The organism is Polaribacter sp., from assembly GCF_024639685.1.
GTDB lineage: Bacteria > Bacteroidota > Bacteroidia > Flavobacteriales > Flavobacteriaceae > Polaribacter.
Genome location: NZ_JAHEHX010000002.1, coordinates 132,751 through 150,544, shown reverse-complemented (window position 1 = coordinate 150,544; position 17,794 = coordinate 132,751). Strand labels below are relative to the sequence as shown.

General features: G+C 31.9%; 11 protein-coding genes. 9 read left to right on the top strand and 2 right to left on the bottom strand.

From position 1 onward, the window contains the following. Positions 1 to 94: 94 nt before the first annotated feature. Positions 95 to 286, bottom strand: a complete 192-nt coding sequence (locus Q0L44_RS01920; protein WP_015481089.1) for a cold shock domain-containing protein — start codon at positions 284 to 286, stop codon at positions 95 to 97. A 398-nt stretch (positions 287 to 684) separates the two neighbouring features. Here Q0L44_RS01920 and Q0L44_RS01915 point away from each other — a divergent pair, with 398 nt between their 5' ends. The 7 genes from Q0L44_RS01915 (at position 685) to Q0L44_RS01885 (ending at position 12,832) form a co-directional block, all read left to right on the top strand. Further along, positions 685 to 1,656, top strand: a complete 972-nt coding sequence (locus Q0L44_RS01915) for a ribonucleotide-diphosphate reductase subunit beta (protein WP_296634490.1) — start codon at positions 685 to 687, stop codon at positions 1,654 to 1,656. A gap of 122 nt (positions 1,657 to 1,778) precedes the next feature. After that, positions 1,779 to 4,178, top strand: a complete 2,400-nt coding sequence (locus Q0L44_RS01910) for a ribonucleoside-diphosphate reductase subunit alpha (protein WP_296634488.1) — start codon at positions 1,779 to 1,781, stop codon at positions 4,176 to 4,178. A gap of 124 nt (positions 4,179 to 4,302) precedes the next feature. Continuing rightward, positions 4,303 to 5,637 (top strand): dGTP triphosphohydrolase, encoded by a 1,335-nt coding sequence (dgt, locus tag Q0L44_RS01905; RefSeq protein ID WP_296634485.1) that lies wholly within the window; start codon positions 4,303 to 4,305, stop codon positions 5,635 to 5,637. Positions 5,638 to 5,646: 9 nt separating this feature from the next. Beyond that, positions 5,647 to 8,373: a T9SS type A sorting domain-containing protein gene (locus Q0L44_RS01900; protein WP_296634482.1), complete on the top strand. Its 2,727-nt coding sequence runs from the start codon at positions 5,647 to 5,649 to the stop codon at positions 8,371 to 8,373. 4 nt (positions 8,374 to 8,377) lie between these two features. Further along, the gene (locus tag Q0L44_RS01895; RefSeq protein ID WP_296634480.1) at positions 8,378 to 8,800 is read left to right on the top strand and encodes a hypothetical protein; all 423 of its coding nucleotides are present in this window, start codon (positions 8,378 to 8,380) and stop codon (positions 8,798 to 8,800) included. 171 nt (positions 8,801 to 8,971) lie between these two features. Continuing rightward, positions 8,972 to 9,379 carry a hypothetical protein gene (locus Q0L44_RS01890; protein ID WP_296634478.1) on the top strand — a complete coding sequence of 136 codons (408 nt, stop codon included), beginning with the start codon at positions 8,972 to 8,974 and terminating at the stop codon, positions 9,377 to 9,379. Beyond that, complete coding sequence (locus Q0L44_RS01885) at positions 9,380 to 12,832, top strand: T9SS type A sorting domain-containing protein (protein ID WP_296634476.1); 3,453 nt, start codon at positions 9,380 to 9,382, stop codon at positions 12,830 to 12,832. A 47-nt stretch (positions 12,833 to 12,879) separates the two neighbouring features. On the opposite strand, the gene dxs is transcribed toward Q0L44_RS01885, so the two are convergent. Further along, positions 12,880 to 14,646 carry a 1-deoxy-D-xylulose-5-phosphate synthase gene (gene dxs / locus Q0L44_RS01880; RefSeq protein WP_296634473.1) on the bottom strand — a complete coding sequence of 589 codons (1,767 nt, stop codon included), beginning with the start codon at positions 14,644 to 14,646 and terminating at the stop codon, positions 12,880 to 12,882. 57 nt (positions 14,647 to 14,703) lie between these two features. Here dxs and Q0L44_RS01875 point away from each other — a divergent pair, with 57 nt between their 5' ends. Both Q0L44_RS01875 and Q0L44_RS01870 read left to right on the top strand, forming a co-directional pair. Then, positions 14,704 to 15,153, top strand: a complete 450-nt coding sequence (locus tag Q0L44_RS01875) for a nucleoside deaminase (protein ID WP_296634470.1) — start codon at positions 14,704 to 14,706, stop codon at positions 15,151 to 15,153. A 102-nt stretch (positions 15,154 to 15,255) separates the two neighbouring features. Then, positions 15,256 to 17,760 (top strand): DPP IV N-terminal domain-containing protein, encoded by a 2,505-nt coding sequence (locus Q0L44_RS01870; protein ID WP_296634468.1) that lies wholly within the window; start codon positions 15,256 to 15,258, stop codon positions 17,758 to 17,760. Positions 17,761 to 17,794: the final 34 nt, after the last annotated feature.

Genomic DNA, 17,794 nt, shown 5'->3' with positions numbered 1-17,794 from the left:
ATTTTATTTGTCGTTACAAAAATAAGCTAAAAAAAAGTCGCTTAAAAAAAAATAAGCGACTTGTTGTTATGTAAAAAAATTCTAAATAATATAATTAGATTACTCTAACGTCTACTGCGTTTAAACCTTTTCTACCTTCTTTCAGGTCAAATTCTACTGCATCACCTTCTCTAATTTCGTCAATTAATCCTGATACGTGCACAAAATACTCTGTTTTTGAACCGTCTTCAATTACAAATCCAAATCCCTTAGACTCGTTGAAGAATTTTACTGTTCCGTTTTTCACTTTGATATATAATAAATGTTAATAATACTACAAATATAATACTTAAAAAGCTATCATTTTAAATTTTTACTAATGAATCATTTTGTTTAACCTTCATTATATTTTTTGAACCACTTATTTTTTTTAAAACAAAAAAAATAAAAAGTTTTAAAAAAAGAATTTAAGAATGTCAATGAGATTGGGCTTTAAGAAGATTTTAACTTTACAAGACATTGAAAATCAACACATTAAAATAAAATATAAAAAGCCTGATTTTCCATTTTTTTATCATTTTGTTAAAAACTTCATAGCATTTGTGAATAAGTAGGTCTTTCATTTTGAAACAAAAATTTCAATATTTGTAGAGGTCGTTCTTAACGATTAAATAATATTCAATAACGCTCAAAATAAACAAAACCATGTCTAAACAAGAACCAATCCTTCAACCAAATGATAGTCGCTTTGTAATTTTCCCCATACAGCATAATGATTTATGGGAATGGTATAAAAAACAACAAGCTTGTTTTTGGACTGCAGAAGAAATTGATTTACACTCAGATTTAGTAGATTGGACTACTAAGTTAACAGATGATGAGCGTTATTTTATAAAACACATTTTGGCATTTTTTGCAGCCTCTGATGGTATTGTAAATGAAAATCTTGCGGAAAATTTTGTAAATGAAGTGCAATACTCTGAAGCAAAATTTTTCTACGGTTTTCAAATTATGATGGAAAACATTCATTCAGAAACGTATTCTTTATTAATAGATACTTATGTTAAAGATGAAGTTGAAAAAGATAGGTTATTCAGAGCAATTGAAGTTTTTCCTGCTATTAAGAAAAAAGCAGATTGGGCCTTAAAATGGATTGAATCTGATTCTTTTGCAGAGCGTTTAATTGCTTTTGCAGCAGTAGAAGGTATTTTCTTTTCAGGAGCTTTCTGTTCTATTTTCTGGTTAAAGAAAAGAGGTCTGTTGCCAGGTTTGACTTTTTCTAACGAATTAATTTCTAGAGATGAAGGTATGCACTGTGATTTTGCAGTTCATTTACATAACAATCATATTGTAAATAGAGTGCCTAAAGAGAGAATTAAAGAAATCATTGTTGATGCTTTAGATATTGAAAGAGAATTTGTGACAGAATCATTACCAGTAAGTTTAATTGGTATGAACTCAAAGTTGATGACACAATACTTAGAATTTGTAACAGATAGATTATTGTTAGAATTTGGTTGTGAAAAAGTATATGATGTTACAAATCCGTTCGATTTTATGGAAATGATTTCTTTAGAAGGGAAAACAAACTTCTTCGAAAAAAGAGTATCAGAATATCAAAAAGCTGGGGTTAAATCTGGTGGAACTGGAAGCATAAGTTTCGATTCAGACTTTTAATTACAAAAGGCATAATTTTTAAAATAATAGTTACCCAATCTTCATTGGGTAAAATAAAAGCCCCCAAATGTGGATGATTTGTTGGCTCAATAAATAATCAATAAACTAAACAAACAAACCAAATGTACGTACTAAAAAGAGATGGCAAAAAAGAGCCAGTGATGTTCGACAAGATCACTGCTAGAGTTAAGAAAATGTGTTATGGATTAAATAAAATTGTTGATCCTGTAAAAGTAGCCATGCGCGTTATTGAAGGTTTGTATGATGGTGTTACCACGCCTGAGTTAGATAATTTAGCTGCAGAAACTGCGGCAACTATGACCACTGCTCATCCAGATTACGCAAAATTAGCAGCAAGAATAGCAGTATCTAACCTACATAAAAACACAAAAAAATCATTCTCAGAAACGATGGATGATTTATATTTCTATGTAAATCCACGTACAGGGAAAAAGGCGCCGCTGTTAGCAGATGACATTTACGAAATTATAAAAGCAAATGCAGAAAAGCTAGATTCTACTATCATCTATAATAGAGATTTTAATTACGATTATTTTGGTTTTAAAACTTTAGAACGTTCATATTTATTAAAGTTGAATGGTCAAATTGCAGAGCGTCCACAACATATGTTAATGCGTGTTTCTATTGGTATTCATAAAAATGATATTGATGAAGCTATTGCAACTTATGAGTTAATGAGTAAAAAATATTTTACGCATGCAACTCCAACTCTATTTAATTCAGGTACACCAAAGCCTCAAATGTCTTCTTGTTTCTTATTGCAAATGCAAGATGATAGTATAGAAGGTATTTACGATACACTTAAGCAAACTGCAAAGATTTCTCAATCTGCAGGAGGTATAGGCTTGTCTTTACACAATATTAGAGCTACAGGTTCTTATATTGCAGGTACAAACGGTACTTCTAATGGTATTGTACCAATGTTACGTGTTTTTAATGATACAGCACGTTATGTAGACCAAGGTGGAGGTAAGCGTAAAGGTTCTTTTGCAATGTATTTAGAGCCTTGGCATGCAGATATTTTCGACTTTTTAGATTTAAAGAAAAATCATGGTAAAGAAGAAATGCGTGCAAGAGATTTATTCTATGCAATGTGGATTTCAGATTTATTTATGAAACGTGTACAAGAAGATGGTGAGTGGACATTAATGTGCCCTCACGAATGTCCTCATTTATATGATACGTATGGAGAAGAATTTGAACGCCTATATACAAGTTATGAAGCTGCAGGTAAAGGAAGAAAAACCATTAAAGCTCGTGAATTATGGGAGAAGATTTTAGAATCTCAAATTGAGACTGGAACTCCTTATATGTTGTATAAAGATGCTGTTAACAGAAAAACAAATCAGAAAAATTTAGGTACCATTCGTTCATCAAACTTATGTACAGAAATTATGGAGTATACTGCAAAAGACGAAGTTGCTGTATGTAACTTGGCTTCTATTGCGTTACCAATGTTCGTTTCTGAAAGAGAAAATGGGGAGAAGTATTTTAACCATAAAAAATTATTCGATGTTACTAAGAAGGTAACACGTAATTTAGATACAGTTATCGATGCTAATTTTTATCCTGTAAAAGAAGCAGAAAACTCAAACTTTAGACATAGACCAGTAGGTTTAGGTATTCAAGGATTAGCAGATACCTTCATTAATTTACGTTTGCCATTTACAAGTGAAGAAGCTAAAAAGCTAAATCAAGATATTTTTGAAACGATGTATTTTGCAGCTGTAACTTCATCTATGGAAATTGCAAAAGCAAAAGAACCATATTCTACTTTTAAAGGGTCTCCAATGTCTGAGGGTGAATTCCAATTTAACATGTGGGGTGTAAATGATGATGAATTAAGCGGTAATTGGGATTGGGCGAAACTACGTAAACAAGTTATGAAGCATGGAGTTAGAAACTCGTTGTTAGTAGCACCAATGCCAACAGCATCTACTTCTCAAATTTTAGGAAATAATGAAGCTTTTGAGCCATACACTTCTAATATTTATACAAGAAGAGTGTTGTCTGGTGAGTTTATTGTAGTAAACAAACACTTATTAGAAGACCTAGTGGAATTAGGTTTGTGGGATAATGATATGAAAGAAAGCATTATGCGTGCAAATGGTTCTATTCAACACATTGAAGAAATTCCTGCTGATTTACGTGAATTGTACAAAACAGTTTGGGAAATGAGTATGAAAGATGTTATTGATATGGCACGTCATAGAGGGTATTTTATCGATCAGTCTCAATCATTAAACTTATTCCTAAAAGATCCAGATTATGGGAAATTAACATCAATGCATTTCTATGCTTGGAAATCTGGTTTAAAAACAGGGATGTATTATTTAAGAACAAAATCTGCAGTAAATGCAATTCAGTTTACAGTTTCTAAAGAAAAGAAAGCAGAAGTTATTGAAGAAGAAAAGCCAATGACACCAGCAGAATTCAAAGCAATGGTAGATGCCTCAAAAGGAGCAGGGCCAGATGACGATTGCTTAATGTGTGGTTCTTAAACCAAATAAATTAAAACTTGATAAAAAGAGAGGTAGAAATGCCTCTCTTTTTGTATTTTCGAAAATCTTAAAAATAGATACTGAACTATTAAATCAAGTTCAGCTCAAGTAAATTCAGCATATTATGAACTGGGAACAATTACTTTCTCTAAAACGTTTCGGTGATATTAAAAAAAGACCAAGAATTGGACAAGACGAAACACGTTTGGGCTTTGAAGTAGATTTTGATAGAATCATATTTTCATCAGCTTTTAGAAGCTTACAAGACAAAACACAAGTAATTCCATTATCAGAAACCGATTTTGTACACACAAGATTAACCCACAGTATAGAAGTATCTGTAGTAGGTAGAACTCTGGGTAGAAGAGTAGGTAAGGTGTTGTTAGAACGTCATCCAAATCTAGTAGAATTAGGCTATACTTTTAATGATTTTGGAGCAATTGTAGCAGCAGCTTCTGTAACTCATGATATTGGAAATCCACCTTTTGGTCATTCAGGAGAAAAAGCAATAGGCGAATATTTTAAAACCGGTAAAGGTTTGCAATACAAAGCAAAACTTTCTGATAAACAATATCAAGATTTAGTAGATTTTGAAGGTAATGCAAACGGATTTAAAATTCTTACAGAATCTAGAGAGGGTATTTCAGGAGGCTTACGCTTGTGTTATGCAACTTTAGGAGCATTCTTAAAATATCCAAAAGAAAGCTTACCTAAAAAACCGACGAATCATATTGTAGATAAAAAATACGGATTCTTTCAATCTGATAAAGAGGCATTTTTAGACGTTGTTACAGAGTTAGGAATGAAACCTAAAAATGCAGAATCCAATTCTTTTTACAGACATCCATTAGCTTATTTGGTAGAGGCTGCAGATGATATTTGCTATACGATTATTGATTTTGAAGATGGTATCAATCTAGGGTTAATTGATGAAGATTATGCCCTAGAATACATGTCTAAATTAATTCATGGCATCAACAGAGATAAATATTATGCCTTGCAACATACCAAAGATAGAACAGCCTATTTAAGAGCAATTGCAATTAATGCGTTAATTGATGAAGCTGTAACCATTTTTTTAAAGAACGAAGAGGGTATTTTAAATGGTGATTTTAAAAATTCTTTGTTAGATAAGTGTAAGTATGAAGCACAAATTAATGATATTATAAAAATAAGTATCGATAAAATCTACAAAAGCAAAGAGGTGTTAGAAAAGGAAGTTGCAGGTTATAGAATTATAGGCGATTTGTTAGATGTTTTTATAACAGCTATCAATAATAATTTTGAAAACAATAATAGTAATTATGATAACTTATTAGTAAATTTAATGCCTCAAGAATACGTTAGTCAATCTGTTAGTCAATACGATAGAATAATGGCAGTTTGTACTTACGTTTCTAGGATGTCTGATAGTTATGCTATTAGACTTCGAAGAAAAATATTTGGAAATATATTTTAAAATAAACACATGAAAAAAATCTACAATGTAATGCTTATTGTGTTTACAATGGGCTTTGTTTTATCTTGTAACGTTCAAAACAATGATGAATCTAATTTACCAAAAAAAAAGAAGAAGACTTTAGCTGAGAAAGCTGAAGATACAGAAGCTAGATGGTTGCATGATTTTGATATGCAAAAAAATCCAACAACAGGAACAATTCCTCAATTAGAAAAAGACAAAGAATTAGCAACTGCTATTATAGAAAAGGAAAATAATTTTTTTGCAAGAGCTACCACTTATGATTTTATAAGTAGAGGACCTTCTAATTTAGGAGGTAGAACAAGGTCAGTAAAAATTGATCTAAGTGATGCAACTGGTAACACAATGATTGCAGGTGGTGTTAGTAGTGGAGTTTTTAGGACTGTAGATGGCGGAAGTTCTTGGACAAAAGTTTCTGGTTTAAATGATATTCATAATGTTACAGCAATTGCTCAAGATCCAAGAGATGGTCATCAGAATATTTGGTATTATGGGACAGGCGAGTATAGAGGAAATAGTGCTGGCTTACAAGAGAGTTACTTAGGAAACGGAATATGGAAATCTACTGATAGTGGTTTAACATGGCAGCAAATGGAGACTACGTCTAGTAATTTTGATTCATTTGACAGTTTTTTTGATATTATTATAGATTTAGAAGTACATCCTATAACAGGAGATTTGTTTGTTGGTACTGCAGGTAGAGTTTATAGATTTGGTGAGTCAGGTCCAGTTATAGAGTTACAATTAGGAGCTGAAGATAGAGGGTGGACAGATGTAGTTATTGCAAGTACTGGTAGAGTTTTTGCTTCTTTAGATGGAGGAGGTACTTTTAATAGAGGTGTGTATACGTCTGCTACAGGAAATGGAACTTGGCTTCAAATAAACCCTACTTCTACAGATTTTAGGCCATCAAATAGAATCACATTGGCTTTAGCGCCATCAAATGAAGATATATTATACATGCTCTATAATAACGGACAAAGTAATAAAGAAGGGAATAGGGTTCCAGAAGCTGACTTGTGGCAATATAATTTTGCTACATCTACTTGGGTAAATTATAGCGACAAACTACCAGATGAAGACGGTGGTGATAGCGATGGTAATGATCCATTTTCTATTCAAGGTGCATACGATTTAGTGATTTCTGTAAAACCAGATAACGAAAATTTTGTAACAATTGGAGGTACTAATGTTTACAAGATAGAGAATATAACCTCAGACCCAACTTTTAAAAGAATTGGTGGGTATGCAGGTGTAAATGGTTATGGTATTTATAAAGAAGGAGAAGTAGAACACCATCCAGACATTCATTCTTTAGTTTGGAGCGAAGATGGTACTACTTTCTTTACAGGCACAGATGGAGGTGTTCACAAAACAACAAATATTTCAAGTAATTTTGTGCAGTGGCAAAATTTAAATAATGATTACTTAACCTATCAATATTACCACGTAAATATGGTAAATGAAGAAGGGAATGATTTTGTTATTGGAGGAGCACAAGATAATGGAACTACAATTGGGGGTATAGATGCAGGAAATCCTGACAATTCTACTATGTCAGATTTATTTGGAGGAGATGGAGCAGCAGTTTCAGTCACTCCAAAAACAGGTTTTTTAGCTTCAGGCTATATTACTTATGTAACAACTCAAAATGGACTAATGTATAGAGGTGATGAAAACTCTATAACAGCAACAATTACCCCAACTACTGATGCAGGAGAAGCTTACCCAAGTCAGTTTGTTACCTATTTTCATATGGATCCAGATAATCCAAATGTTATCTATTACGCAAGTAATGGAAGCTTATTAAGAACGGATAATGCAGAGAATGTAACAAGTAGCACGTGGTCTTTAGTAGGAAATACTCCTTTTTCAGAAAGAATTACGACGTTTGAGACAACAAGGGGTTCTTATGATGCAGAAAATAGTTACTTGTTTATTGGTGGTAGAGGTGGTAATGTATTCAGATTAAAAGATCCAATTAATGCAACAGACCTAACTTCTCTAGTAAAAATAACACCAAATGAAGTTCAGATTGATGCTACACAAATTAATAATGGCCAATACACCTCTGATATTGCTGTACACCCAACAAATCCAGATATTGTAATGGTTACTTATGCAAGTTATGGAGATGATATTAGGAATGTTTTTGTTACAAATAATGCAACAGCTGCAACCCCAACTTGGACAGAAGTTGAACGTAATTTAGAAGCGTTTTCTTTAAGAGCAGGTGCTATTGCTCTAGTAGATGGGCAAGTCACATACTTTGTTGGTACAGCTAGAGGTTTGTTTAGTTCAAACGATCCAACGATTCAAGATTGGAATTTAGAGGGTGCAAGTACTATGGGAATTCCGGTAGTTAGCGGTTTGGTATATAGGCCATCAGATAATATTTTATTAATGGGTACTCATGGGAATGGAATTTATCAAGCAGATCTTAATGAATCATTGTCTGTTGATGATAATTCAATAGATACAATTACTTTAGCAATGTATCCAAATCCAACTCAACTTAAATTGCAGTTTGGTTCTAATGATATTCAACTATCTAACGAAACAAAATTTGCTATTTATGATATTAGAGGTAAAGAAGTATTAAAAGGTGCTTTAGATCAAAAATCAATTGATGTGTCTAGCTTGGATAAAGGTTTATACATTGTAAAATTAAATCAAGATAATAAGGCTATTTCTAGAAAATTTGTAAAAAACTAAAACTATGAAAATCTTATTTTCTTGCTTTCTGGTTGTTTTTTTGATGGGGTGTAAGTCGCAAGATTTTAGCTTAGTAAAAGAAAACAAGTTACAATTAAATGAAGGTTTTTTTAAAGAAATTTCACCAGCAATTGCAGATGAGGATACTTATATTCAAGTAAATTTGAATTTCAATCAATTTGATACTGCTAAGATTAAGCTATTGGCTATTTATTTTAGAAATCAAATTATACCTTCTAAAGTTAATGAAGATACTTTTAGTATTTCTGGAAGTATCAATAAAGAATTGACTTTAATTGAGAATGTAGAATTTCCATTTGAATTAAAGGCAAATGAAGTTGTTCTTTCATATAAGAAGAAGAATAAAACTAATTATGCTAAATATGCAATTGTTAGAAAAATTTCTATGGATGATATACCTCGATAAAAATTAATATATAAATAAAAAATGGAGGCTAATTAGCCTCCATTTTTTGTTTATAACAACTTCACTTTATTGTTATGTTTAATGTTTTAAAATCTTAAAAAATTAACAGTTAAATTGTTTTAATATTAAATAATTAGCTTTATTTTTACTAATTAATAATAATTTAATAAAATGAAAAATAGAGTGATTTCTGTATCAGCTCTTTTTTTTTTACTTTTTTTAACCTCTTGTAAATGCAAGCAATTAACCTCAAATGCTATAAATTACACTGCAAAAACAAGTGTTAATAGTATCGTAGAAAAAACGTACAACTTATCGAAAACGATGATGCTTGTAACGAGCTTTAAAAATGATCTAATGATCAAAAAAATAATAGACTATACAGTATTGGACATAAATACTGAGAAAGTAATAAAATGTGGAAGCTTTGAAGGGACAAAATTAGTTTGGTATACTAATACAGAATTAAAAGGCTATCCTCATATAGGAATGATTAAGAAAGACAACAAAAGTGAATTATTATCAAACAACAATAGCAACAATAATAATAACTATAGCATAATAATAGAAATCAAATAAATGAAAAAAGTTAATTACCTTTTACTTGCACTTTTAGGAATAGCAGCAGTTTCTTGTAATTTAGAAAACCAAAAAATTTTAGAAAAACCAGCAGAAGCAAAGATTCAAGTCATTAAAGAAAAAAGACATAAAAAAAATCCTGATATTAAACATAAAAAAGGGATTGAGTTTATGGCTGATTATCAAAATGAAATTAGAAAACCTATTAATGCAGAAAAATCAACCTATAAAAAAGGGTATTTAATAGAAGAGTTTAAAAAGTTAAAAGCACAAAACCGTAGTCTTAAAAAAGATACTGAAATAACTACTGTTTTTACAGAAAGAGGACCTGCAAATGTTCCAGGAAGAACTAGAGGAATTGCAGTAGATCCTACCAATGCAAATCGTTGGTTTTTTGGAACAGTTGGTGGTGGTGTTTGGTTAACAGAAGATGCAGGAGCTACTTTTGTAAACCTTACAGATACTACAATACCAAATTTAGCAACTTCTACTATTGTAATTAGTCCACAAGATAAAAACACATTATACGTTGGTACTGGTGAGCCTTTTGGAAACTTAGGAGCTATTGGATGCTCTGGTGTTTATAAAACAATAGATGGTGGTGCAACTTGGGAAAGTTTAACCAATACAATAAGTTTTGGTGATATTGGAAGGATAATTATTAATCCAAATGATAAAAATAATCTTTTGGTAGGTACAAGATCGGGTATTTATAGAACTATAGACGGTGGTGCTAATTGGACTCAAACTTTCGTTTCCTCTGGAACTGTTCAAGATCTTGATGCAGATCCAACAGATTTTAATATTCAATATGGTTCTGTCGGAAACTTTGGAATCGTAAAAAGTATAGATGGAGGATTAACATGGTCTACTTCTTTTGATAGAGCAGATTTTAATGGAAACCATTCCCGTTTTGAATTGGCAGTTTCTCCTGCAGATACAAATTACATATTCTTAAGTGTATATTCAGGAAGTGGAGGTACCTATACAAACACAGATTTTTATCAATCTACAGATAAAGGTGCTTCTTATACAAAATTAACAACTTCTAGCCCAAATGCAAATTTACTTACAGGACAAGGTTGGTATGATAATATAATAATGGCTCATCCTTATAATACTAATACTTTTTATGTTGGAGGTGTTGCTGTCTTTAAGGTTACTATAACTAGTACGAATTTTACTTTTCAATCTATTGCTTCTGGTTACGATAATAATCAAATTAATTCTGGTGTTCATGTTGATCAACATGGTTTGTCTTATATATTAGGTAATAACCAAGAGTTTAGAATTCTTCTGGCTAATGATGGTGGAGTGTATAGTACAGCTTACGGATCAAATCCTGGAGCAATCGCAGGGACTTGGTCTGGAACTGCAGCAGGAAAAAATAGTACTCAGTTTTATGCTGCAACAAAACAAAATGGATCAGATAACTACATTGCAGGTGCTCAAGACAATGGTTCCTGGATTTCATCTGGAAGTAATTCGAGTTTAACGAAGTCGTACCAGAAAATATTAGGAGGAGACGGTTTTGAAGCAGTTTGGCATTATAATAAGCCAGGTAACTATATTGTTGCTTCGCAAAATTACGGAAATATTGGAAGGTATATAGATAATAACGGAGCTCTAACTAATTTTGAAGATTCTGGAAATGGAAATTTGTCGCCATTCTATTCTAAACTATCTAACGTAGACAACAATCCAGATGTTGTGTTTGCAATTTCTACGAATGGTGTTTGGAGGTCTACAGATTTTGGAGGTTCTTGGTCACTAAGTGAAATTTTTAATAATTATACGCCTAGCGCAACAAGTGCATTAAATGTAGAAGCTTCACATGCAAACCCAAATATTGTATGGGCAGGAGCAGCAATGACAGAAAGTGGTTCTTATGTTATGCATGTTTCTAGAGACAATGGTCAAACATTTAATGCAACCGGAACTTATGATAATCCTGAAGGAGATCAGAATGTTTTTATTACTGGAATTTCACCTTCTTATAAAGAAGAAAATAGAGCGTATGTATCTTTTGCATCACAAGGTTTAGCAAAGATTTTAAAAACTGATGATTTGGGACAAACCTGGACAGATATTACAGGTTTTGCTTCAAGAGAAAGAAGAGGTTTCCCAGATGTAGCTGTTCACTGCGTTTTAGAAATGCCTTTTGATGAAAATATTATTTGGGCAGGAACAGATATTGGTATTGTAGAAACTTTAGACGGTGGAACAACATGGAATCTGGTAGAAGGTTTTATACCTGTTGCTACATATGATATGAGAATTGTTAACGATCAAGTAGTTATAGCAACTTATGGAAGAGGAGTTTGGTCTGCAACCATATCTGCTTTACAAAATTATACGTTACCTGTTTATTTAGTAGCGCCAGATGTGTCTTTAAGACAAAAGGGTATTGAAAGTTCTCGATCAATTGTGTCTTATAACGCAACTGTAGAAGAAGTAAGTAGAGCTAAGTTTTTTGTTGATGATGTAGAGGTAGGAGAAGTGATACAAGATTACACTACAGGGGTTACGTATACTTTTGAAACTGAAGGGTTAACTGAAGGAACTCACAAAATTGGAGTGCAGCTTTTTGATGATTCTGTAGGTTTATCTTCTGGAATTAGAGAAGAAACTGTAAATATCATAAATTTTGATACACCAGCTGCAAATGTAAATATTGCCGAATTTTCTGAGTTAGACGTGTACACCTATGATGGTGAATTTAAAATAGACGACGGAGTTTATTTTGATAGTAATGTATTAAACATAGCTGACCATCCTTATGCCAATAACACAACATATACTACAATTTTAAAGAAACCACTGCTTATTTCACATGGTAACAATACACTTACCTATACTGATGTAGCTATAGTTGAGCCTTATACAGATAATTTGTCTGACCTAAATTCGTTTTATGACTATGTAATTATTGAGGCTTCTTCGGATCTAGAAAATTGGGTTGTATTAGATAAATACGATGCAAGAAGGTTTTCAGATTGGTTGTCTACCTACAATGATTCATTTGCTATGTATGATGAAGGTTTATTTAAAACGCAAACAATTAATTTAATAGACAAAGGGTTAACTCCTGGTCAGACTGTTGTTTTTAGATTTAAATTAGTTGCAGATGCTGGGGCTAATTCATACGGGTGGGCTATAAAAAATATAAATGCTGCAACAGCTTCTGTGCAAGACGTTATAGATAATAAAGATCTATTTGCAGTTTATCCAACAGTTTCAAATGGTAATTTTACGATTTATGCTGGAGATAGTTTTGCGAAAACAAAAGTTAAAATATATGATGTTTCTGGAAGAGAGGCTTTCAATTCAACAATAGATTTTATTTCTCAAAAAGAACAACAGATGAGTATTTCTTTAAATGCAGGCATGTATTTTTTATATCTTTTTGATGAAAATGGAGTGCGAACTTCAAAGAAAATTATCATTAAATAATTAAAAATAGTAAAACAAAAAAAAGGCACCGTTTACAGTGCCTTTTTTTATGTTTTAGAGAAAAGCTTGGCCAAAGAATTACTATCTAAGCCAACTTCTTTTTGTAGTTCTAAGATACTTCCATGAGTTATAAAATCGTCAGGAATACCAACGATTTGTATATTATTTTTAAAGTTATTTTTAGCTGCATATTCTACTATTGATGAACCAAAACCTCCTGTGATTGTGCCATCTTCTACAGTAACTATTTTAGAGAAATTACTAAAAATATGATTTAACAATTCCTTATCAAGGGGTTTTATAAATCGCATATCAAAATGTGCTAAAGACTTTTTATTTTGAGCTAAATATATAGCCTGTGTTACATTATCACTTATTGTTCCAATAGAAAGTATAGCAATTTCATCACCTTGCTTTAAAGTAACAGCTTTACCAATTTCAATCTTAGAAAAAGGTTGTTGCCAATCTTTATTTTTTCCGTAACCTCTTGGGTATCTTATAGCAATTGGTTGTTCTAAGCCTAATTGAGCAGTATATAATATGTTACGTAATTCAATTTCGTTTCTTGGAGCGAAAATTATGAGGTTGGGTATGCATCTTAAATAAGCAATGTCAAAAACTCCATGATGTGTTGCACCATCTTCACCAACCAAACCAGCTCTATCCAAACAAAATATTACAGGTAAATTCTGCAAGGCAACATCATGTATTACTTGATCGTACGCTCTTTGTAAAAAAGTGGAATAAATATTACAAAAAGGCACTAAACCCTGTGTAGCCATTCCTGCAGCAAGTGTAACTGCATGTTGCTCTGCAATACCAACATCAAAAGTTCTGTCAGGTATTTCTTGCATCATCAATTTTAAAGAACTACCAGTTAACATTGCAGGTGTAATTGCTACTATCTTGATATTTTCTTTGGCCAATTCTACTATAGTTTTACCAAATACATCCTGATATTTAGTAAACAAACTGTCTACCTTCTCTAATCGCTCTCCAGAAATCTTGTCGAATTTTCCAGGGGCATGATAAGTAATTTGGTCTTCTTCAGCTTTCTGTAAACCCTTACCTTTTGTAGTGATAACATGTAAAAACTTAGGGCCTTTAACTTTTTTTAGTCGTTCTAATTCAGACAATAATTTTGGTAAATTATGACCATCTACAGGACCTGAATAATTAAAATTTAAAGCTTTAATAATGTTGTTTTGAGCTGCTAGTTTTTTATCTGATTTTACTCGAGTTAAGTACTCTTTTAAAGCACCTACAGAAGGGTCTATGCCAATTGCATTATCATTTAAAATAATTAGAATATTTGCCTTAGAAACACCTGCATGGTTCAGAGCTTCAAAAGCCATTCCACTTGCAATAGAAGCATCACCAATAACAGCAATATGATGTTTCTCTGTTTCCCCTTTTAAATTTGAGGCTATAGCCATACCAAGAGCTGCAGAAATAGAAGTAGAGGAATGTCCTACTCCAAAAGTATCAAAATTACTTTCTTGTTTCGAAGGAAAGCCAGCAATTCCGTTAAATTGTCTATTGGTATGAAAAACACTTTTTCTATCCGTTAATATTTTATGCCCATAGGCTTGATGACCTACATCCCAAACCAATAAGTCATTAGGTGTGTCAAATAGATAATGTAATGCAATGGTTAGCTCTACAACTCCTAAACTTGCACCTAAATGACCTTCTTTAGTAGCAACAATATCAATAATAAATGCTCTCAGATCTTTCGCAAGTTCTGGAAGTTCGCTTAAATTCAGTTTTCTTAAATCTGAAGGATTTGATATGTTGGCTAATAAGTTTTTCATTAGTTTACAAAAATACAATATCAAATTTTGTAATATTGAGTTTTTAGATCCAAAAACATGATTCAGCCTTTTGATGACACTTATTTTATGAAAAAAGCCTATCAGGAAGCAGAAATTGCTTTTGATAAAGGTGAAATTCCTGTAGGTGCTGTTATTGTATTAAACAATCAAATTATTGCAAGAGCTCATAATTTAACAGAAATATTAAACGATGTAACTGCACATGCAGAAATGCAAGCATTTACAGCAGCTGCTAACTTTTTAGGAGGTAAATATTTAAAAGATTGTATTTTGTATGTAACTTTAGAGCCTTGCCAAATGTGTGCAGGCGCAAGTTATTGGTCTCAAATAGCTAGAATTGTTTATGGAGCTTCAGAGCCTAAAAGAGGCTTTGTAAATTTAGGAGCACAATTACATCCTAAAACAAAAGTTACTTCAGGTATTTTAGAAAATGATTGCTCTTTATTATTAAAGCGCTTCTTTATTGAGAAAAGGAACCTAAACTGAGGGGTAAACTGTTAAAATTTTAACAAACATTTCTTAAAAAATTTGCAGTCTAGATAGTTTTGGTCAACTTTATAAATAATTCAAACTAATCTTACACTTCAAATGAAAAAAATTACTTTATTTTTTGTGTTTCTTTTTGCTATTTCTGTTGTATCTGCTCAAGAAACTCCAAAACCTAACTACAGACAGGCAGCTAAATACTCGCCAAAAAACCTTGCTAAAATGGTGCATTCTACTTCAGTTAGCCCTCATTGGCTAAAAAAAGGAAACCGTTTTTGGTATGCATATAAAACTTCTGAAGGTTCAAATCACTACATAGTAGATGTAGATAAAAAGACCAAGAAACCATTATTTGATAATGTAAAAATGGCAAAATGGTTAACAGAAATCACTAAAGATCCTTATGATGCAAAACATTTACCAAGATTTAATTTTAAATTTAACGAAGCAGAAAATGCAATTCGTGTTAGGGTTACATCTACAGAAGAGGTAGAGGTTGTAGATGAAGATAAAAAAAAAGAAAAGAAAGATTCTACTGCTTCTAAAAAAGTTAGAAAGAAAAAGCCTAAAATGGAGAAGAAAACGTACCATTTAGAATACAGATTAGGTAGTAATGGCTTAACTATTATAGATACTAAAAAGCTAGAGAAAAAGCCTTGGCAACGTTGGGCAAATATTGCTCCAGATAGTTCAATTGTTCTATATGGTAAAAATCATAACATTTATTGGATGGATAAAGTAAACTTTAAAAAGTTTATTAAAGACGAAAAAGATACTACTGTTGTAGAAAACCAATGGACAACTGATGGTGAAGAGAATTATGGATATACTTGGGGAGGTAGAGGTCAAGACAATGAAGATGTAGAAAAAAATAAAGACAAAAAAAAAGGAGTTTGGGGCACTTGGTCTCATGATTCTAAAAAGTTTGTTTTCGAAAAATCAGATTCAAGACATATTAAAGACTTATGGGTTATCAATTCTACAGGTAACAAAAGGCCTACTCTAGAAACCTATAAATATCATATGCCAGGAGAACAAGAATATTACAAATCACAATTAATGATTTTTGATATTCCAAGTAAAACGCATATTACAGTTCCTCTAGATTCTACTCGTCAGCAAAGTTTAAATGTATTTAGAGCGCCAAGAAAACAATCGCAAAGAGATGATGATTTTACACCTTCTTTACTATTGTCAAAAAAAGGCAAACTTTATTTTAGTGTAATTTCGAGAGATCGTAAAAAGTACGATATTAATGTTGCAGATTTAAATACAGGAGAATACAAAACCTTAATTGAAGAACGATTTAATACATATATTGAGTCTAGACCATTAGTGTTGTTTAACAATGAAACAGAAATGTTACATTGGGCAGAAAGAGATGGTTGGGCACATTTTTATTTATATGATGCAGAAGGTAATTTAAAAAACCAAATTACAGAAGGTGATTATCATGTAGATGGTTTTGCAGGGTTAGATGAGAAAAGCAGAAAGTTGTTTTTTACTGCAAATGGTGTAAACAAAGAACAAGACCCTTATTATTTACATACGTATAAAATCAACTTAAATGGTTCTGGAATGAGAACTTTAGATCCAGGTGATTTTACAGCAAATACAAGCATGTCAGATTCAAATCAATACTTTGTTAGTAATTACTCTAGAGTAAACACTGTACCAAAATCTGAAGTCAGAGATGCTAATGGACGTAAAGTAATGGATTTAGAAACTGCGGATTTATCGCAATTATTTGCTTCTGGATACAAGTTTCCTGAACCGTTTAAAGTAAAAGCAGATGATGGAATTACAGATATTTATGGTGTACTATACAAGCCTTTTGACATGGACACTACTAAAGTATATCCGTTATTAGAATATGTTTATCCTGGGCCACAAACCGAAGCTGTAAATAAGTCTTTTTCTTATAGAATGGATCGTTTAGACAGAATGGCTCAAGTAGGTTTTGTAGTAATTACATTAGGTAACAGAGGAGGTCATCCAGACAGATCTAAATGGTATCATAACTATGGTTATGGTAATTTACGTGATTATGGTTTGGCTGACAAAAAATATGTAGCACAACAATTGGCTAATAGACATGATTATATAGATATCGAAAAAGTAGGTATTTACGGACATTCAGGAGGTGGTTTTATGTCTACAGCAGCAATGTTAGTGTATCCAGATTTCTTTAAAGCAGCAGTTTCTTCTGCAGGAAATCATGATAACAACGTGTATAACTCTTGGTGGTCTGAAACACATCATGGAGTTAAAGAAGAAATTGATGAGAAAGGTAAAGTTTCGCATAAATATAAAATTGATGACAATCAATCTTTAGCTAAAAATTTAAAAGGACACTTAATGTTAATTCATGGAGATATGGATAATAACGTGCATCCTGCAGGAACGATAAGAATGGCAAACGAATTAATTAAAGCGCATAAACGTTTTAAATTTATGATTATGCCAGGCCAAAGACATGGTTTTGGAAGCATGACAGAGTATTCTTTCTGGTTAAGAGCAGATCATTTTAGTAAGTATTTACTAGGTGAAGAGGTTACAGATACAGACATATTGTTTATGAATATGGATGAGCCTAAAAATAGATAAAGTACTATTAAAATTATTTAAAAACTCCGAATGA